At 70.4% G+C, this 19,158-nt stretch carries 12 protein-coding genes and 1 pseudogene; 6 read left to right on the plus strand and 7 right to left on the minus strand.

From position 1 onward, the window contains the following. Positions 1-157 precede the first annotated feature (157 nt). The 5 genes and pseudogenes from HKK74_RS10735 to HKK74_RS10755 form a co-directional block, all read right to left on the minus strand. Entirely contained in the window at positions 158-1,165 is a 1,008-nt protein-coding gene (locus HKK74_RS10735; protein ID WP_246491444.1) for an SEC-C domain-containing protein, read from the minus strand. A gap of 79 nt (positions 1,166-1,244) precedes the next feature. Further along, positions 1,245-1,451, minus strand: coding sequence for a DUF397 domain-containing protein (locus tag HKK74_RS10740; RefSeq protein WP_187242989.1), 207 nt, complete (start codon positions 1,449-1,451; stop codon positions 1,245-1,247). Positions 1,452-1,614: 163 nt separating this feature from the next. After that, a complete protein-coding gene (locus tag HKK74_RS10745) occupies positions 1,615-1,827 on the minus strand; it encodes a DUF397 domain-containing protein (RefSeq protein ID WP_222722126.1) in 213 nt (70 codons plus the stop codon). Further along, positions 1,824-2,391 (minus strand): annotated as a pseudogene (locus HKK74_RS41815) (DUF5753 domain-containing protein). The gene HKK74_RS10745 and the pseudogene HKK74_RS41815 overlap by 4 nt, the downstream one beginning before the upstream one ends. Then, positions 2,307-2,651 carry a helix-turn-helix domain-containing protein gene (locus HKK74_RS10755; protein ID WP_246491445.1) on the minus strand — a complete coding sequence of 115 codons (345 nt, stop codon included), beginning with the start codon at positions 2,649-2,651 and terminating at the stop codon, positions 2,307-2,309. Before HKK74_RS10755 ends, HKK74_RS41815 begins: the two are co-directional and overlap by 85 nt. 361 nt (positions 2,652-3,012) lie before the next feature. On the opposite strand from HKK74_RS10755, the gene HKK74_RS10760 reads away from it, so the two are divergent. The 6 genes from HKK74_RS10760 to HKK74_RS10785 all read left to right on the plus strand — a co-directional run bounded on the left by HKK74_RS10760 (position 3,013) and on the right by HKK74_RS10785 (position 16,895). Then, entirely contained in the window at positions 3,013-7,386 is a 4,374-nt protein-coding gene (locus tag HKK74_RS10760; protein ID WP_187242992.1) for a glycosyl hydrolase, read from the plus strand. Positions 7,387-7,418: 32 nt separating this feature from the next. Continuing rightward, positions 7,419-11,540, plus strand: coding sequence for a glycosylhydrolase-like jelly roll fold domain-containing protein (locus tag HKK74_RS10765; protein ID WP_187242993.1), 4,122 nt, complete (start codon positions 7,419-7,421; stop codon positions 11,538-11,540). Between the two features lie 58 nt (positions 11,541-11,598). Further along, a complete protein-coding gene (locus tag HKK74_RS10770; RefSeq protein WP_187242994.1) occupies positions 11,599-14,289 on the plus strand; it encodes a DUF4132 domain-containing protein in 2,691 nt (896 codons plus the stop codon). A 160-nt stretch (positions 14,290-14,449) separates the two neighbouring features. Then, complete coding sequence (locus HKK74_RS10775; protein WP_187242995.1) at positions 14,450-14,902, plus strand: hypothetical protein; 453 nt, start codon at positions 14,450-14,452, stop codon at positions 14,900-14,902. Positions 14,903-15,122: 220 nt separating this feature from the next. Continuing rightward, complete coding sequence (locus HKK74_RS10780) at positions 15,123-15,365, plus strand: hypothetical protein (RefSeq protein ID WP_187242996.1); 243 nt, start codon at positions 15,123-15,125, stop codon at positions 15,363-15,365. A gap of 300 nt (positions 15,366-15,665) precedes the next feature. After that, on the plus strand, positions 15,666-16,895 hold the full coding sequence (locus HKK74_RS10785; RefSeq protein WP_222722128.1) for a M14 family zinc carboxypeptidase: 1,230 nt from the start codon (positions 15,666-15,668) through the stop codon (positions 16,893-16,895). Between the two features lie 390 nt (positions 16,896-17,285). Here HKK74_RS10785 and mtnC read toward each other — a convergent pair whose 3' ends face one another. Further along, positions 17,286-17,993, minus strand: a complete 708-nt coding sequence (mtnC, locus tag HKK74_RS10790) for an acireductone synthase (protein WP_187242997.1) — start codon at positions 17,991-17,993, stop codon at positions 17,286-17,288. A 74-nt stretch (positions 17,994-18,067) separates the two neighbouring features. Further along, a complete protein-coding gene (locus HKK74_RS10795; protein ID WP_187242998.1) occupies positions 18,068-19,129 on the minus strand; it encodes a tartrate dehydrogenase in 1,062 nt (353 codons plus the stop codon). Positions 19,130-19,158: the final 29 nt, after the last annotated feature.

Raw genomic sequence — 19,158 nt, forward strand, 5'->3', positions numbered from 1 at the left:
CCTGCGCCTCGGCGGGCCTCGCTGAGGTGCGGCGGTCCGGGAACAGGGAACTGGTCGCTCGATGGCATGGTCGACCGCTGGTCTCAAGGTTGAGGTGCCGCCGAGTGTGCCTAACGCCCACTGCTGCGCGCGAACCCCACGTGCGACAGCATGCGGGTCATCGGTTGTTCGGTGATCCGCAGCACTTCTTGTACTTGCGGTCTGAGCCGCACCAGCAGGCGGCGTTGCGCTCGGGCGGCCAGGCGAGGGTGGGGGCACCTTCGGCGATGCGGTCCTGTAGATGGTCCGCGCGAGTCTGCTGATCCCTCGGGTCACGCCCCTGCTCGGCGCCGTACTTCAGCACGTCGTCCACCGTTATGGGAAGAATCCGAAGACCTGCCGTGCCCAGTTCGCCGGTCGTGGCGCGCCATCCTTTCTCCACGCGGCGAAAGTACGAGGCCACATCGTCGTCCCCGGGAGCGTCGACGTGGACGAGGTCTTCGGCGAAGGCGCGCTTCACGTCCTCGCGGACGAAGAAGGATCCCGCGTTCACGGGCTGTCCGGCAGCGGATGATGGGGCCGCACGGTCGAGTGTCCGCACAAGCTCGGCGTGCCCCTCGGTGACCTGCTGGTCGAGGGCATCGGGTGGTAGACCCAGCGCCTTTCGGACACGTGCCCGTCCCTGCAATTCGCTCCGTACGATCAGGGCGGTCTCTGTGATCTCCTCGTCCTGGCCGGGGGGAAGATCCCGGCAGGCGATGTTGAACCAAGTCAGAGCATCTTCCAGCCGACCCTGGGCCTCCAGGAACTCGGCCACGATGCTCGCCGGGCCGGAATGGACGTCGGCCCGCTTCAGACGTGCGATCTCCGCCTCAACGTCCTCGTGCCGCCCCAGCTTGGCGAGAACGTCGATCTGGCTTGCGGTGGCCCACTGCGCGTCCTCGTGGGACGCCGTCGCGGCCAGATCGTCATAGATGTCCAGTGCACGCTGGTCCTCGCCCGCGAGGGACCATTGCGCCGCCGCCTCCAGCAGAATCTCCTCGCGCTCGTCCGGGTACGCGGCGGCGTCGCGTTCGAGGGACTCCGCCTGCTTGAGTGCCTGCCGTCGTCGTCTCTCGGCCCGGGGTGAGTCGGCATGCTCAGCCGCCGTCGGCTTCGCGATATCCGGATCGATCTGCTCGTCCATCACGGGGACATCGTCCCGCACATCCGGGAGCGGCGGGCCGCAAGAGCGCCATGGACGGGTTCGCTACGCCGAATCAGCGCTACAGGTCGAATGCGCCGTTCTTCGCGTCCGCGCTGAACGCTCGCCATGCGGCAGGGGAGAAGGTCAGCCTCGGCCCGTCCGGGTCCTTGCTGTCGCGAACCGCGACGACACGGGGAAGCCCGGCGATCTCGACGCACTCGCCACCCTGACCACCGCTACGGATGCTCTTACGCCACTGGGTGGCCGACCGGTTTGGGTAACTCACTTGCAGTCCTCCATGCTCATGGTCATGTCAGCGGCACGTGGCAATGCCCCGCTGATGACGAGATCGAACGTAAGGGAACGGCTTATCGCCCACGCGTACGACATCTTCCGTCTCGACGCGTGCTCAAGCACAGAGCCTCGTGGATACGGACTACTACGCCGCGTCAGTGCTGCAGGTCGAACGTGCCGCTCTTGACGTCCGCGCTGAACGCCTGCCATGTGGCAGGGGAGAAGCTGAGCTTCGGCCCGTCCGGGTCCTTGCTGTCGCGAACCGCGACGACACGGGGAAGCCCGGCGATCTCGACGCACTGACCAGTGTCGCCGCCACTGTGTGTGCTCTTGCGCCAGACGGCGGCTGAGAAATCCACCGTGTTCATGTCGCCTCCATAATCGCGGTGATCAGCTTGCGCGACTCGTGCACCGGCAGGGCGTCGGCTCTGATCAGCTCGAATCGTTCGGCATAGGAGGCTACCGCGTCAACGTCCTCCACTACGTGGCCATGCCCAGCGGATTCGAAATAGGCGATCCTGGTCATCCGATCGAGGGTGAGGACCGTGAAGATCCCTCCAGTCCGCCGTAGCCACCAGTGCTGTAGGGGACTACTTGGAGGAAGACGTTCGGTCGTTCTCCCATCTCGATGAGGTGCGCATGCTGCCCGCGCATGATCTCGGGTGCAGCGATAGGGCGACGTAGCGCTGTTTCGTCGAGGCGACCCACAGACGAGGTGGGGTCGCCTGCCCGAATATTTTCTGCTGGCGCCTCATTCGATTCGCGACAAGATGCTCTAACTGCTCCTCGACTGGTTGGCCAGATCGGAGCAGTTCGCGTGCATAGTCTTCTGTCTGAAGAAGCCCGGTTACCGAGAGTGCTTCGAACTTGCGGATCGACGGCGATCGAGCCTCGAGTTCTGCGTACCTGAGAAAGCCAGGCGCAGCGAAAATCGCTTACCCGCGCGCTCGATTTCTTCGGCGAGTGTTTGGAAGGTCTTCTCAGGGATCTTGAAGAACGTGTCGAGGTCGATGGCCGAATCGATCGAGGGTTTCTTTCCCGTCTCCATCTTCTCGATCCACTGATAGCTGCAGCCGAGTGCTTCGGCGAGTTGGCGGCGTGATAACCCTGCGGCTTCGCGATATCGGCGAAGGAGGGCGCCGAACGCCCGGATGAGGGGGTCCGGCGTGAAGTCGCCTTGATCCTGTGGCATCACGACTCCCATGGTGCTTCACGTCCGGATCATGAGGAAGCGGTCATGCCGGAGTGAGGGGTGTTCGGGGGGCATTGGTATGTAGCCGAGCGTAGCCGGATAGGTGAGGCTGGTGTCGGCGCCGCCCGAGTCCCGGTCATGTTCTTGTCATGACCGGTGCGGAGAGTTAAGATCGATTAGAACTTATTAAAACGTTTTAATAGCCATGCGAGTTCCGGTGGACGCTTGGGGCTCGCGTCATCCCAGCATGCCTCGACCCCCCCGATCCCGATGCGGAGCCGAGTTGGTGGCCCGCCATCGATGAGCGCCATATCCCGCTGAAACGATCTAACGTCCACGAATAACGAGAGGCACCACCCCCATGAACTCTCGCGCGTGGCGCGGCTTCCTCGCACTGTCCGTCGCCGTACTGCTCCTTGCGGCGACCGTTCCGCAGGCCGCGCAGGCCACCGCCCCCGGCGGCACCGGGCGGTCCGGTTGGGACGCGAAGACCGGACGGCTCGACCCGGCCGCGTTCGCCCGGCCGCCGGGAACCGGTCGGCCGCACGCCTTCTGGTTCTGGAATGGCGAGCTGACCGAGGCGGAACTGTCCCGGCAGCTCGACGAGATGAAGGCCAAGGGCGTCGAGGAGTTCTTCATCCACCCCAGGCAGGGGCTCGGCGGGGAGTTCGGCGTCAGTGAGAACGCCTACTACCTGTCCAAGGACTACTTCGACAAGGTGGGCTTCGCGCTCGCCGAGGCGAAGCGCCGCGGCATGAAGGCCTGGCTGTATGACGACCTGAACTGGCCGAGCGGCTTCGCCGGCGGCCGTACGGTCAAGGGCGGTGACGTCGACGGCAAGGCGGTGCCGGCCGACCCCGACTACCTGCCTTGGTACCTCACCCCGGTCGCCAAGGACCTGATCGGGCCGTCCCGCTATGACGAGCCGGTGCCCGTTCCGGTGCCGGGCGGCTGGTCGGTCGCCGACGGCGTCCTCACCGTCAACGGTGGGGAGGTCGGCCTGTCGAAGGACGGGGCCGGTTGGTCGGGATACCGGATGGAGTTCGACCTGACCGTCGACGCGCTCGCCGGCGGGTGGACGCTGCACAGCCGGGACGCGGCCAACCTCGTCATGGTCAACCTGACGACGACCTCCCCGTTCAATCCGGAGGCGGCTTCGACGTTCGGCGTGCACGTCCGGGTGAACGGGGCGTACCAGCTGGTCGGCGGACGGCTCCCGGCCGGGACGACGATCCGCGACGGCGAGCGGCACCATGTCGCGACCGAGATCCGGGGCGACACGGTGACGCTCTACCTCGACGGCAAGGAGGTCGGCAGCCGCAGCGACCCGCGGATCGGCGCGCTCGACAAGGGTCGCGTCGGCCTGCGCTCCGGCCAGGACGAACGGGCCAGGTTCGACAATCTGAAGGTCACCTCGCTGGACGGCGGAGCCACGCTGCTCGCGGACGACTTCTCCGCCGCACTCGCCCGCTGGGACGTCACTCAGTCGCCGGCGTCCTCGCTCGTCGCCGCCGTGGCGTTGCGCAAGAGCGGCGACGGCAACTGCGTGACCGGCGGGCAGGCCCGTGGTGGCGCCCTGGCTGGTGACTCGGCAGTCGAGCTGACCGGCGAGGTCGGCCCGGACGGCCGGCTGCGCTGGGACGTGCCGGAGGGGCGCTGGTGCCTGCTGCACCTCGTGCAGCGGCCGCTGGTCAACTACCACCCGGACCTCGAACCCGACCAGCCCTACGTCGACATGCTGAACCCGAAGGCCACGCGGAAGTTCATCGACATCACCCATGAGACGTACGCGCGTCGGTTCGGCGCCCACTTCGGCTCGACGATCCAGGGGATCTTCAATGACGAGCCCGGCTTCTACAACAACTTCCCGGACAACCGCGGCGGCGTGGACTCGCTCGGCTCCATCCCGTGGACCCCGGGGTTCCGCGACTACCTGAGCCGCAACGCCGGGTACGACCTCACCGCACGGCTCACCGCGCTCTGGTACGACACGGGCGCGGTCACCACGAAGACCAGGATCGACTACTACGACGCGCTCTCCGACCGCTACAACGAGGCGCACACCAAGCCGCTCGCCGACTGGGCCGCGGCGCATGACATCGCCCTGATCTCCAACCCGCTCGTCGAGGAGGACCTCGGCAGCCACCGGCTCATCGAGGGCGGCAGCTGGTTCGAGATGAGCAAGCATTATCAGTTGCCGGGCATGGACCTGATCAGCGGCCTGGACACCAGCGCCATCACGCCCAAGCTGAATTCCTCGGTGGCGCACCTATTCGACCGCAAGCGCAACCTCGCGGAGACCTTCGGCGCGTTCGGCTGGGACCTCACGATGGAGGAGATGAAGCGCACCGTCTCGTGGGAGGCGGCCGGCGGCGTCGACCTCATCGACAACCACGCCTTCTACTACTCGATCGACGGGCAGCGAAAGTTCGAGTCGCAGCCGAGCGAGTTCTTCCAGAACACCTTCTGGCCGCGCTTCGGCGCGTACGCCTCGTTCACCGGCCGGCTCGTCGAGCCGGCCCGGGGCGCCACGGCGGTGAACCCCGTGGGGCTGCTCTATCCCAGCTCGTCGGTGATGGCCGAGGGCACGCCGTGGACCGTACGCGGCTTCGCCGGCAACGGCCCCGGGCTGAGCGAGGTCGACGGGTCGTGGAAGGGCACGTCCAACGCCCTGCTCGCCGCCCAACTCGACTTCGACTATCTCGACGAGCTCGCGCTCGCCGGGGACCCGGACCTGGACGTCGGGCTCAGGGTGGACAAGGGCCGCCTGCGCCTGCACGACCAGACCTTCCAGGCCCTGGTCATGCCCAAGACGACGGTGCTGTCACTGGAGGCTCTCGCCGCCGCCGAGCGGCTGGTCGCCCAGGGCGGCACGGTCGTGGCCGTCGACGGCCTGCCGACCCGTGAGGCGCAGGGCCGTGACGCCGAGCTGCGCCGGCGCCTAGAGGCGCTGTTCGGCACCGACCCCGCCCGGCCGGCGGTCTCGCGCAAGGCCGGCGGCGCCGGTGGTCTCGCCGTCTACCTGCCGTCCCGCGCCGACCTCGCCGCGACCCTGCGGGACCGGATCGACGCCGGTGTCACCCTCTCGCCGGCCGCCCCGGACGTACGAATCCGGCACGTGAAGCGGGCGGCCGACGACGCGGTCCTCGTCACCAACCTCTCGGCCTCGACCGTGCGCACCGACGTTACGGTCAGCGTGCCGCAGGTGCCGGAGATCTGGGACCCGGAGACGGGCCGTACCGGTGTCGCACCCGTGTTCCGGCTCGGCGACGACCGGGTGACGGTGCCGATGGAGCTGAAGCCCTACCAGGCGACCTGGCTCGCCTTCCGCCCCGGCGCGCACCCGGTCGGCCGGACTCCGCACGCGACCGCGAGCAACGCCACCGTCACCTCCGTGCGGCAGGACGGAGCGCGGCAGGACGGAGCGCGGCAGGACGGAGCGCGGCAGGACGGCGACGCGTTGCGGGCGCGGGTCACGGTGGAGCGCGAGGGTGAGGTCTACGTCACCGGACGGTCCGGTGGGAAGGCGTACGGCGGCAGCGCGATGGTCGACGGCCCGCTCACGCCGATCGCGCTCGACGGTGCGTGGACGTTCCGGTTCGACCGGGACGGCGCGCAGCCCGTGAGCCGGCCGCTCGGGTCGTGGACCGCACTGGACCCGGCGTTCTCCGGCACCGGGATCTACCGCCGGGAGGTCGAGGTCCCGAAGGACTTCCTCGCCGAGGGCCGGCGCGTGCTGCTCGACCTCGGGTCGGTGCGGGAACTGGCCGCGGTCTCGGTGAACGGCTCGCAACCCCGGCACGTCGACTGGCGGCCGTACACCGTGGACGTGACCGATCTGCTCCATCCCGGCACGAACACGGTCGAGGTGCGGGTGACCAACACCCAGGCCAACGAGTTCGAGAACAGGGCGAATCCGTCGGGCCTGCTCGGCCCGGTGGTGCTTCGCCCGCAGCGCGTCCTCGACCTCACGCTTCGCCCGGGCCAGGAGGTTCGCTCGCTCGCGATGGACGCCGCACCAGGGTCGGTACGGGTGCCGCCCGGCGGCAGCGCCGCCCTCACCGCCACGATCGACGGCATCGCGCCCGACCGGCTGTCCGGCACGCTCACCGTCTCGGCGCCGGACGGCTGGACCGCCGAGCCGGCTTCGCAACGGTACGACGCGGCCTCGTCCGGGGTTCCGGTCACGGTGCGGCCCGGCGTGACGGTCACGGCCCCGGCGTCGGCGAAGGACGGTCCGTACGACGTCACGCTGACCGCGACCGGCGACGACGGACGGAAGGCGACCGACACTGTGCGGGTCGAGGTCACCCGCGCGCTCGCGGCGTGGGAGTTCGCGAAGGACGGAGACGCCGAGGGCTGGACGGCCGCCAACCAGCTGACGCCGTTCACCGTCTCCGGGGGAGTGCTCGCCACCACGGCCACCGGCGGCGATCCGTACCTGGTCCACGACGGGCCGCTCTCGCTCGACCTGGCGCGGGGGCTCACCGTCGAGGTGACCATGTCGACCTCCGCGAGCAGCCAGGGGCAGGTCTTCTGGACGACCGCGGCCCAGGGGTCGTTCTCCGAGGACAAGAGCGCGAAGTTCGCGGTGACCGGCGGCGGCGCCCGCACCTACGCCGTCACCGTGCCCGCCCAGGGGACCCGGCTCACCGGGCTGCGGCTCGATCCCATGATGACCCAGGGCGACATCCGCATCGACGCGATCAGGATCCTGCCCGGAGCCGGCGCGTGAGCCCGCTCAGCGCCCCTCATCGGAGGTATGGCATGAGGCCCTTCACCCTGCGGGTCGCCGCCGCCGCGCTCGCCGTGCTGTCCTCGCTCGCCGCCCTCACCTCCGCACGGTCGGACGCGGTCGCCGGGCCGGCGCCGAAAGGCATGGACTCCGCGCGGTTCGCCGACCCCCGCCCGGACAGCCGGCCCACGGTGCTGTGGTTCTGGAACGGCACCGTGACGCCGGCGCTGGTCGACCGGCAGCTCGGCGAGCTGCGAGCACAGGGCGTGTACGAGGCGATCGTGTTCCCGTTCGACACCACCGCGCTGAAGCCGGCGTTCTTCAGCGAGGAGTGGTTCACCGTCATCGAGCACACGCTGCGCGAGGCGCAGCGCACGGGCATGCACCTGTGGCTGTTCAACGATGACTTCTTCCCCAGCGGCCGGGGTGGCGGGCTGGTCGTCAACGGGGGCAGGGTCGGTGACCGCACGTACGAGCCGCATCCCGAACTGCGCCTGAAAGGCCTCGGCCGGACCACCACGAGGGTCACCGGCCCGGCGCGGGTCGATCTCGGCGCGAACACCACCGGGCTGGACGTGACCGGCGGGCGGCTGGTGGTCGACGGAAGCGCCGTGGCCGGCGCGACCGTGCTGAAGACCGGAGCGGAGTGGGCCAATTATACGGTCACCGCTCGTGCCCGTCTGGACCGGGGCACGGCCGGCATCGTCGTCCGCGCCACCGACGACCGGAACGGCTACTTGGTGGAAACCCGCCGCGCCGACGGCGGGGTGGACATCTGGCGCCAGCAGAACGGGGCGTTCACGCTGCTGAGCCATCCCGGCGGCGTGCCCGGGTGGGATCCGGCCGCCGAACACGAGATCAAGGTCGTGGTCTCCGGGAACACGATCACCCCCTACGTGGACGGGCAGGCCCGTCCGTCGGTCACCGACGGCACGTTCCCGCGCGGCACGGTTGGGGTCCGCGCGGTCTCCGACCAGCGCTCGGCGTACGACGATCTCACCGTCACCGCCGCCGACGGCCGGTCGCTGTACCGGCAGACGTTCGACGACGCGGCGGCCCTCGCGGACTTCGCACCCCGCCAGACCGCCGCGAAGCCCGTCTCCGCGGTCGCGCGCCCGGCCGGGTCGAGTGACGTCGGCGAGTTCGTCGACCTGACGGAGTACGTGACCTCGGGCCGGGCCTGGCAGGCGCCCGCGGGACAGTGGCGGATCGACACCTTCGCCGCGACCCCGCTGGCCGACGACAACGCCGCGTCGTTCCGCCGTAACTACCTCGACCTGCTGGACGACGACGCGGTCGCGCGCATGCTCGACGCGGTGCCCGGTGAGTACTACCGGCGGTTCCCATGGGCGTTCGGCACCGTGCTGCGCGGCTTCTTTGACGACGAGCCCTTCATCGCCTCGGCCGACGCGCATTTCCAGCGGAAGCCGTGGTCACCGAGCCTGGACGCCGCGCTGAAGAAGGCCGGCGCCAAGCCGGGCGTGGCGTACGCGGCGGTCTTCGACGACCTGGGCAGGGACGGGCGGACCGAGCGGGGCCGGTACTGGCGGGCCGTCTCCGACCGCTTCGGCGAGGCGTACTACAGGCAACAGGCGCGCTGGATGGCCGACCACGGCGTCGGCTACATCTCCAACCCGCTGTGGGACGAGTACGGCCCCGCCGAGCAGGTCGCCAGCACCGGCGACCTGCACAAGCTGAACCAGTGGGCCCAGGTGCCCGGCACGGACGCCGTGTTCGACCACTACGCCGCCGGCGGGCGCACGATGCTGCCCCGGTACGCGGCGAGCGACGCCCACCAGAACGGGCAGGAGCGGGTGCTGCTGGAGGCGTTCGGCGGGATGGGCTGGCAGGTCTCACCCGAGTTCGCACGGGCCATGCTCGGCGGGTTCGCCGCCCGGGGGATCAACCTGACCGTGTTGCACGCGATGTGGACCGACGAGAACAACGTCGTCTACCCGCCGCCGTTCGGCTCCGCCAACCCGTGGTGGCGTACCGCGAAGCCGCTGACCGACTGGATCGGCCGGGTCATGGAGGTCGCTCGCGGCCGCGCCGTCGCGCCGACCGCACTCATCCAGCCGCAGCGCGCCGCCGAGTCCTGGCAGGGCACCCCCACCCAGGACACGATCGACCGGGACTTCACCGCCGCGGCGTACGCCCTGGAGGACGCGCAGACCGACTTCGACCTGCTCGACGAGGGCGCGCTCACCGGTGACGAGGCGATCCGGGCGCACGCCCGGGCCATTGGCGGACGGCTGCAGGTCGGGAAGCAGTCCTACCGCTTGGCCGTGCTCCCGCAGACTCCCACCCTGGACCTGGCGACGGCTCGAACGCTGGAGAGCTTCGTCCGGTCCGGCGGCACGCTCGTCGCGATCGGCGACCTGCCGGCGGAGGAGGCCGGCGGCCGCGACGCCGAGCTCCGGGACGCGCTCGCGTCGCTGTTCGGGAACGGTACGGCGCCGGGCGAGCACCGGTACGGCGCCGGGCGCACCGTCCGCCTGACCGCGCCGGCGGAACTCGGGGAGGCGGCCCGTTCGGCGGGCGTCGCCGCGGCCGTGCTCCAACCGGCACAGCCGGCGGTACGGGTGCTGCGGCTGGAGACCGGCACGGACAGGGCGTTCCTCGTCACGAACGAGAGCGGGGCGGTGGTACGCACCACCGCGACGTTCGCCGCGAAGGGCACCCCGGAGCTCTGGCGGCCCGAATCCGGCCGGACCGCGGCAGCCACCACCTTCCGGGACGGGCCCGGCGGGCAGGGCACCGCCGTGCCCCTGGAACTCCAGCCGTACGAGACCCTCGCGGTCGCCTTCCGGTCCGCGGTGCCGCCGCCGGCCGCGGTGCCGCACCTGGTCTCCGGCGACGTCCCCGCGACCGCGGTGCACGCCGGCAAGGACGGTGAGCTGCGGGTCGACGCGGTGCTCGACGCGCCGGGCGACCACCGGTTGGTCGGTACGTGGCGGGGCCGGCTGTTCAGCGGCACCGTCGCGACCCAGGACCCGCTCACCCCGGTCGCACTCGGCGGTGACTGGTCGGTACGGCTGGACAAGCCCGGCGCCGAGCCGCAGAGCAGGCCGCTCGGGTCGTGGACCGCGATCGATCCGTCGTACTCCGGCTCGGCGACCTACTCGCGGACGGTCGACCTGGACGCGGCGACCCTGGACGGGCGCCGGTTCGTCCTCGACCTGGGCGACGTCCGGGACGTCGCGGAGGTCACGGTGAACGGGAAGACGTTCGACCCGCTGCTATGGAAGCCCCACCGCCAGGACGTCACCTCCGCGCTGCACGCCGGGCGGAACGACATCCAGGTGCGGGTCACGAACACGCTCGCCAACCAGCATGGGGACCACCGCCCCGCAGGACTGCTCGGCCCGGTGACGCTGCGGCCGCAGCGGGCCGTCTCCGCCGAGCTCGCGCCAGTGGGCAATGAGCCGGTGTACGAGATCGGCATCCCGGTCGCGCCCGCCGTGTCGCCCGGTCAGTCCCGGGAGTTGCAGGTGCGGGTGCGCCGCTTCGGCCGCGGCGGGGGCGGTACTGAGCAGGTCGGGTTCGCCGCGGCCAGCGGGCTGACCGTGACCCCGGCCCAGACCGACGTGACGTTCGGCCGCGACGACGAGGCGACGGTCCCGGTCACCCTGACCGCCCACGCGGACGCGACGGTGCCCGCCACCGGCACGCTCACCGTCACGATCGGTGCGCAGCGACAGGAGGTGCCGGTGACCGTCGACCTGGCGACCCGGCTCGGCCAGGCGAGCGCGTCGTCCACCAACGGCTCCTTCCGGCCCGAGGGTGCGATCGACGGGGATCGCGGCTCGGACTCGTGGGGTCAGGGGAACGGCTGGAACGATGCGACCCAGGGCGCGTTCCCCGACACCCTGACCGTCGACTTCGCCGCGCCGGCGCCGGTGGGCCGGGTCGACCTGTACACGATCGACTCCGCGACGTACCCCGCGAAGGACTGGGGCATCCGCGACGCCGACGTACAACTGCTGACCGGCGGCGAGTGGCGCACGGTCGCCGAGATTCGCGGCAACACCGAAGGGCTGATGAGCCGGGCCTTCGAGCCGGTCACCGCGAGGGCGATGCGCGTGGTGGTGCGGTCCGCGAACGACGGCGCCTTTTCCCGGATCATCGAGGTGGAGGGCTACCCACCGGCATAAGCGCGTTGGGATCTGGTGAACGCGGCGGTATGTCCGAGGCCTCCCCTACGGTTGGCGCATGAGTGATCAACTCCCCGCGCTCCGTGACGAGAACGCCCTGATCACCCCCGATCGGTGGCGGGAGCATGTTCTTCCCCGTCGTGGTGGGCTGACTCCGGTTCCCGAGGCCACCCCGCAGGCGTCCATCTGTGACGAGGTACGTACGAATCTGTCGGCCGCTCGGCCGATCATCGACGCGGTGCTCGACGATCCCGCCAGCAACCGCGGGCTCGTCGAAGCGGCCCGGGCTTATCTGCGGGGTGACCTGGATCCCCTGGGTGCGGCGGTGGTCGCGACCGTGGAGACGGTGGCGCGGCAGCAGTCGCGGTTCGGCACTGACGCGGACTGGGCCGACTTCCTAGTCGCCGAACACGGCGTCGCCTTCGCCGCCTGCGCCTTCGCGGAGCTCGACGGGATCTGGGCCGATTGCGACACGGAAATGTCCAAGGACAAGCCCAGGAAGGTCCAGCACGACGGATGGTGGGACACCGGTTACGCGCACTGGGCGACGGGCCCCGCGGGACGGCGGATGCGGGCGCTGCTCGCGGCGGCCGGCGACGACGACCACGCGGAGGCCGTGGAACGGCTGGCGGAGCACCGCCGGAAGTGGCTGCAGCGGTTGGTCGTGTGCTTTCTGGTGCCGTCGTGGCAGGACTGGGTGGACGAGTGCTGCGCGGCTCCGCCGAAGCGGGGTGACTGGTGCGCGGACGGCGCCAAGCTGCTCTGGTCGTCAATCGAGACCGTCGAGCAGATCGAACGGCTCGGTGACTGGGCGCGTTTCGGGGATGGGGAACATCACCAATACGGGGATGGGGAACGTCACCCCTCGGTGATTTATACCGTGATCGACGGGGCCGGGGTGGCCGCGGCGCCGGCGCTCGCGCGGTCCCTCAACGACGCGACCGAGGCCAAGGACCGCCGGTTGCTCCTTGAGGCGCTCGGTGTCCTGCCGAGCGATGAGGCGTTCCTGCTCATGGGGGAGCGGCTCGATCAGCGGAATGTCCTGCCCGCGATGGCGGAGATGATCGAGCGGTTCCCGGTGCGGGCGCTGCGCGTTCTGGCGGAGCTGAGCGTCGGCACCTCCAAGCGGGCGCGGCTGGCGGCCGGTCTGCTGAACGCGCATCTGCTGGCGCGACCCGATCTGGCCGCCGAGGCCCTGCCTGGGCTCGGGGACGACGTCAAAGCGGCGATCCAGGCCGTCGAGGAGACCCGGGTGGCGGAGGCGCCCGCGAGCGACGTGCCCAAGGCGCTCCTGAAGGGCGGTACGAAGGGGGCGCCGGACTGGGCAGCGCCCACCGCGATGCCGCAGGTGCTGCTCAAGGGCCGTGAGCGGGCGCTGCCCGCTGCGGCGACCGGGCACCTCATCGAGGCGCTGGCGAAGGCGAGCCCGCGCCGCGAGCCGGGCGTGGGCGTCAAGACGGCGTTGGACGCGCTGGACCCGGGGTCGCTCGCCGAGTTCGGCTGGGCGCTGTTCGAACGGTGGCGGATCTGCGGTGAGTCGACCCGGATCGGCTGGGCGCTGTCGCAGCTGTACTGGACCGGAGACGACGAGACGGCGCGGCGGCTGGGCGGGATGGCGCGGTCCTGGCCCGGGCAGGACGGGATCAAACTGCCGCTGAACGGGCTGGACGTGCTCGCCGCGATCGGCACCGACGTCGCGGTCATGCAACTGCACCTGGTCTCGGAGAAGGCTAGGCCGAAGCGGCTCAAGAAGAAGGCGCTGCAGCTCCTCGACCAGGTCGCGGAAGAACGGGGGCTGACGCTGGAGCAGCTCGCCGACCGGATGGTGCCGGACTTCGGGCTGGACGCCGACGGAAGCATGACGCTGGACTACGGGCCCCGGCGTTTCGTCGTGGGCTTCGACGAGCAGCTCAAGCCGCAGGTGACCGATGACAAGGGCAAGATCCGCAAGGCGCTGCCCAAGCCGGGTGCCAAGGACGACCAGGAGCTGGCGCCCGCCGCGTACCGGGCGTTCACCGGGTTGAAGAAGGACGTCCGCACCGTCGCCGCCGACCAGATCCGGCGGATGGAACGGGCCATGAGCGAGCAGCGCCGGTGGGAGGCCCGGGAGTTCCAGAGCCTGTTCGTCGAGCACCCGCTGCTGTGGCACATCGTCAAGCGGCTGGTCTGGGTGCACGAGGAGGGCGGGAAGGCCACCGCGCTCCGCGTCGCCGAGGACCGGACGCTCGCGGACGTGCACGATGAGATCCTGACGCTGCCCGAGACGGGGAACGTGCGGATCGCCCACCCCCTGCACCTCGGGGAGACGGTGGGGGCGTGGGGTGAGGGCTTCGCCGACTACGAGATCCTCCAGCCGTTCCAGCAGCTCGGGCGGCCGATCGACGCGTTCACCGAGGAGGAGCGTGGCGGCAACAGGCTGAGCCGCGTCGAGGACATCACCGTCTCGACCGGCAAGGTGCTGGGGCTGGAACGCCAGGGCTGGGTGCGCGGCACGCCGCAGGACGCGGGTGTGCAGTGCTGGATGACCCGCGATGTGCCGGGCGGCCGCACGATCACTCTCGAGGTCAGCCCCGGCTTCCCGGTCATGTCGCCGGGCGAGTGGGCCGAGCAGACGCTCGGCACCGTCTGGATCACCGAGTCCCCCGATTCCTACTGGCGCGACTCCCAGGCCCGCTTCAGCGAGCTCGACGAGGTGACCGCCTCCGAGTTGCTGCTCACGCTGAGCACGCTGGCGGAACCCGCCCAGTGACCTGTTGGGCGAGGAGCCCCGCTAACCCGGACGCGTGACGCGACGCACCGCGTGACGTGGCCGTACCGAGGTGGCCGCATCGCGTGACGTGGCGGACCGCGTCGCCGCCCGACCGTCGAAGGCACCGACCACACCGACCCACGACAGGAACGAATCCCCGATGAGCGACGACCCCGCGACGCGTCCCGATGAGGACGCCCTGACCATCCCGAGCGCCTGGAAACGGCAGATCCACCCGCGGCGCGGCGGCACGCCCGGGCCGAAGATCAAGCTCGGCGCCGGCGCGCGGAAGGCCATGAGGGCGTGCCTGGCCAACGGCCGGGGCGAGGTCGAACGCGCTATCGCCGACCCGCGAACCGACCCGGACCTGGTCGCGCCCACGCGGTCGTACCTCGACGGCACCCTCGACCCCCTGGGTGCGGCGGTGGCTGCCGTCGTGTCGGCCGGGATCGACGCGTGGTCGGACGACATCCGGTTCGTGGACGGCTGGACGTTCACTCACGGAGTCGCGTTCGCGGCCTGCGCGTTCACCGAGATGGCCACCCTGTACGCGCGTTTCGAACGCACGAGCGGCCGGGTCGCGAGCCGAAGCCCGTCGTCGTCACCGGGCTGACCGCGCCCGGCCCGCACGTGACCTGGGCCGAGGGTGAGCGGGAGGCGTGGGGACGTGAGCCGATGTCCTACCCCGCCGACTGGTATGACGAGGTCAGCAAAGCGGCCACGTCGCGTGGGGTTCGTACACCCCCGACAAGAGGACCGAGGTCTGGGAGCGGCGCGCCGCGGCCTTCGAGGCGGGCAGACTGGGCGGTCTCAAGGAGCTGGGGCTCCTGACAATGGCGGCGGACGAGATCGCCCGGCCCCTCGTCCGCGACTGGAACCCCGATCGCAGTGACGACCCCAGCATCACCGGGATCAAGGTCCTCGTTTCGCGCTTTGAGGTCGACGCGCTGGCGGTCGCGGTGCGGCTCGCGCGGAGCAGGCCGGGACCATGCGGTTCTCTGTTCGGCGAACTGGACGCGGTCACCGCGTCCGAGGTGCTCGCCGACCTCACCCATCTGCAAGGCGCCGCCCTGTGAGCGAGCCGCCCTTCATGCCGAGCACGTTCGTCATCCCCCCACCTCACGGAGACAACACCCCATGAGTGACACCGTGTCGCGTCCGGACGAGGACGTATTGATGCCCGGATTCGGTCCGAACTGGGGCAGGCGTCCGCATGGTCCCCCGGTGGTGAACTCGGCACGCCGTCAATTCTCGCCAACAGCCACCGAGCGGCCTGGTCATACCTCGCCACAGTGATCGGCAAGGGCTTGTGAGTCACGACCGAACGACCCTAGCGTTCCTGTCGCGATCTTTCCCCCCGACCTCGGAGGTCACTTGTGAGGCGCCTACCCGCCCGCAAAACCCGTCTGGCCCTGCCTGCGGCGTTCGCGCTGACCGGTTCTCTCATCGCCGTAACACCCGTGACGGCGAACGCCGCAGAACCGGCGCAGGGCAACTGCAAGACGTTCGACGACCCGCAGTACAACGGCTGGACGACGTACGAGGAGCTCGGCCCGAAGCTGCGCGCGATCGAGAGCACCAGCAACGGGCGCGTGCGCGTCGACGTCGTCGGCCGCACCCAGCAGGGCCGCGAGCTGTACGCCGCCCGGGTCGGCACCGGCCGGCGGGTTCTGCTCGTGCAGAGCGCCATCCACGGCAACGAGCGCACCGGCACGGAGGCCCTCCTGGGAATCCTCAAGAAGCTCGGCTCCGGCGGCGACCCGACCACGAAGCGCGCGCTGCAGGGCATCACGCTCGTCGCGATGCCGATGGTCAACCCGGACGGCGGCGAAATCAATCGACGCGCCAACGTCATCTCCTGGGACCAGGTCACGGCGACGTACCCGCAGCTCGCCGGCGCCCCGCGCGCCTGGTACCACTCGTTGCGCGGTGACGGCATCGAGCTGCCCGGATTCGACCTCAACCGCGACTTCAACCCGGACCTCGACTACGTGCCGAGCGCCGGCGACCTGCCCGGCCGTCAGGTGGACGCGGGCTTCTTCCTGTCACCCGAGTCGCGCGCGATCCGCGACGTGTACGTGGGGCTGAAGCAAGAGTTCGGCAAGGTCGACGCGGCCGTCGACCTGCACCACATGGGCCCCTGCGACCCGCTCACCGGAGGGCCGCAGGACGGTAAGCCCATCTCGGTATCACTGGACTACCCGCCGCTCGGCGTGAACGACGGCGCGGCCTACAAGGAGAAGTGGCCGCTGCTCGACCAGGACGCGTCACGCCGGCACGCCCTCGCCGTCGCCAACGGGATCCGCGCCTCGTACGGCAGCCAGTCGCCGCTGGCCGCCATCGGCCGCTACTACCACCCCGACGACCGTGAGTACGCCGGCCAGGGCCGTTCCGCGTTCGCGATGAACGGATCGGCGACGGTTCTCTTCGAGGTACGCGGCCAGCAGGACGACCTCGGCCAGAAGTTCAAGGGCATGCTGGCCCGAAGCGTTCAGACCGGTGTCGAGTCGCTGATCGACTCGATGGCCACCGGCGCGGTGGACAACCTCGAGGGTGACGACTTCTTCGGGCTGCCCGACTATGGGTGGGACACCACCGCCGACTGATCGTGGTGACCGCTGTGCCGCACGCAGCGGGTGTGCGGCACAGCGGGCCAGGCCCTGGTACGACACCGGCGGCGCCCCGGCCGGGCCTGCGGAGAGCAGAATTGCTGGGCATCGGCGCTGGTAGGAGGGGTCCCACCGTGCGAGGTCCGAACGTTCGCCCGTGACGCTCCGCCCAGTGGATCCGGGGGAGCGGGGACGTGCCCGGACCGGGACGGCACCGGCGATAGGCGCCATGACGTGCAGTACTACAGCGGGCGGCTGGAGTGAATCCGGCTGGCGCCGACCTTCGTTGACTCGTGGCGTGTCGGGCGATCGACGGCTTTCGCGACCCCGACACGCCACGACTCGACGAGCGTGGTCGGTGCGGAACGTGGGGTTGCTTCGCCGCTGCTACTGCTGAAGCATGCGGTCGGCCTGGTCGAAGGTCGCGACCTCGGGGTGGTTGCCGACCCCTCGGTCGTAGTGCGGCTCGCCTGGGCGGCGGACGCCGATCGTTCGCCAGCCGGCCGCCCGCGCCGCGTCGAGTTCGGCGGCCAGGTCGGACAGGAAGACGATCCGGTCCGGAGCCGCGCCGATCGCCCCGGCGATCTTCTCGTACGACGCCGCGACCCGCTTGGGCCCCGCGTTCTCGGTGTCGAAATGACCCTCGAAGAGCGGCAGCAGGTCGCCTTCCGGGGAGTTGCCGAACCACGCGAGCTGGGCGGACACCGAGCCGGAGGAGTAGACGTACATCGGATGCCCTGCCGCGTGCCAGGTGCGCAGCACGGGGATGACGTCGGGGAAGAAGTGCGAGGTGAGCTCGCCCGAGGCGAATCCGGCCGCCCAGATCCCGCCCTGCAGGGTCTTCAGCGGGGTCGCCTTCTCGTCCCGGTCCAGCCAGTCGTTCAGCGCTCTGACGACCCGGTCCGTACCCGCGTCCGGCTCGCCGAGGGCGTCGCGTACTTGCGCCACGGCGCGGGTCACCTCGGGGTCGCCCGCGTGCGTGTCGATCCACGCCGCGAACCGCTCGCGCGAGTACGGGTACAGCCGGTCGACCACGAAGCCGGTGGCACCGGTGGTGCCTTCGATGTCGACGACGATGGTCAACGGATCACTCACGCGCGGGTCTCATCCTCGAGGCGACGGGGTCCTCCACGATACAAAGCCCCAGGGAGCGGCCGGAACGCAGGTGGTCACCGCCCGAGCCTGCGCACCAGCTCGCCGGTGAACTCGGCGGTGGTCGCGGACCCGCCGAGGTCGGCGGTGCGCGTGTCGGTCTCGGCGAGGACGGCGGCCATGGCCCCGGTGACCTCGGCGCTCGCCTCGGGATGGCCGAGGTGATCCAGCATCAGGGCAGCGGACCAGATGGCGCCCATCGGGTTGGCGATGCCGCGACCCGCGATGTCGGGGGCCGATCCGTGCACGGGCTCGAACATCGAGGGATGCTCGCGTTCGGGGTTGAGGTTGGCCGAGGGGGCGATGCCGATGCTGCCGGCGACGGCGGCCCCGAGGTCACTCAGGATGTCGCCGAACAGGTTGGAGCCCACGATCACGTCGAACCGCGCCGGGTCGAGCACCAGCTTGGCGCACAGGGCGTCGATGTGCTCCTGGTCCCACCGCACACCGGGATGGGACTCGGCCCGTTCGCGTACCAGTTCGTCCCAGAACGGAAGGGTGTGGACGATCCCGTTGGACTTCGTCGCCGAGGTGAGATGCCCGCCCCGGCGCCCGGCGAGGGCGAAGGCGTAGTCGAGGACGCGGGTCACTCCCGCCCGGGTGAAGACGGCCTCCTGCACGGCCATCTCCTCGGGGAACCCGCGGTTGAGACGCCCCCCGATCTCGCTGTACTCGCCTTCGACGTTCTCCCGTACGACGACGAAGTCGATCTCGCCGGCCCGCGCGGCCCGCAGGGGGCTGTCGATGCCCTCGAAGACGCGGATCGGCCGCAGGTTGACGTACTGCCGGAACGCCCGCCGGATCGGGATGAGCAGCCCCCACAGCGAGATGTGGTCGGGCACGCCGGGGGCCCCGACCGCGCCGAGGAAGACGGCGTCGAAACCGCGCAGCCGGTCCACCCCGTCCTCGGGCATCATGGCCCCCTCGCGCAGGTACCGCTCGCACGACCAGTCGAACTCGGTGTAGGCGAATTCGAGGCCGTGCCGCCCGCCCACCGCCTCGAGGACCTCGTAGACGGCCGGGGTGACCTCGCGGCCGATTCCGTCGCCGGGGATCGATGCGATGCGGTGTGCGCTCATGACCGAATCACAGCAACCGGCCGGCGGAG

Origin of the sequence: Actinomadura alba (assembly GCF_014323705.1) — a bacterium.
GTDB lineage: Bacteria > Actinomycetota > Actinomycetes > Streptosporangiales > Streptosporangiaceae > Actinomadura_C > Actinomadura_C alba.

Excerpts from the sequence above, each read along its gene's own strand:
- HKK74_RS10760 (WP_187242992.1), top strand. The coding sequence starts at position 3,013 with ATGAACTCTCGCGCGTGGCGCGGCTTCCTCGCACTGTCCGTCGCCGTA.
- HKK74_RS10780 (WP_187242996.1), top strand. The coding sequence starts at position 15,123 with ATGGCGGCGGACGAGATCGCCCGGCCCCTCGTCCGCGACTGGAACCCC.
- HKK74_RS10795 (WP_187242998.1), bottom strand. The coding sequence starts at position 19,129 with ATGAGCGCACACCGCATCGCATCGATCCCCGGCGACGGAATCGGCCGC.
- HKK74_RS10735 (WP_246491444.1), bottom strand. The coding sequence starts at position 1,165 with ATGGACGAGCAGATCGATCCGGATATCGCGAAGCCGACGGCGGCTGAG.
- HKK74_RS10755 (WP_246491445.1), bottom strand. The coding sequence starts at position 2,651 with ATGCCACAGGATCAAGGCGACTTCACGCCGGACCCCCTCATCCGGGCG.
- HKK74_RS10765 (WP_187242993.1), top strand. The coding sequence starts at position 7,419 with ATGAGGCCCTTCACCCTGCGGGTCGCCGCCGCCGCGCTCGCCGTGCTG.
- HKK74_RS10745 (WP_222722126.1), bottom strand. The coding sequence starts at position 1,827 with ATGAACACGGTGGATTTCTCAGCCGCCGTCTGGCGCAAGAGCACACAC.
- HKK74_RS10770 (WP_187242994.1), top strand. The coding sequence starts at position 11,599 with ATGAGTGATCAACTCCCCGCGCTCCGTGACGAGAACGCCCTGATCACC.
- HKK74_RS10775 (WP_187242995.1), top strand. The coding sequence starts at position 14,450 with ATGAGCGACGACCCCGCGACGCGTCCCGATGAGGACGCCCTGACCATC.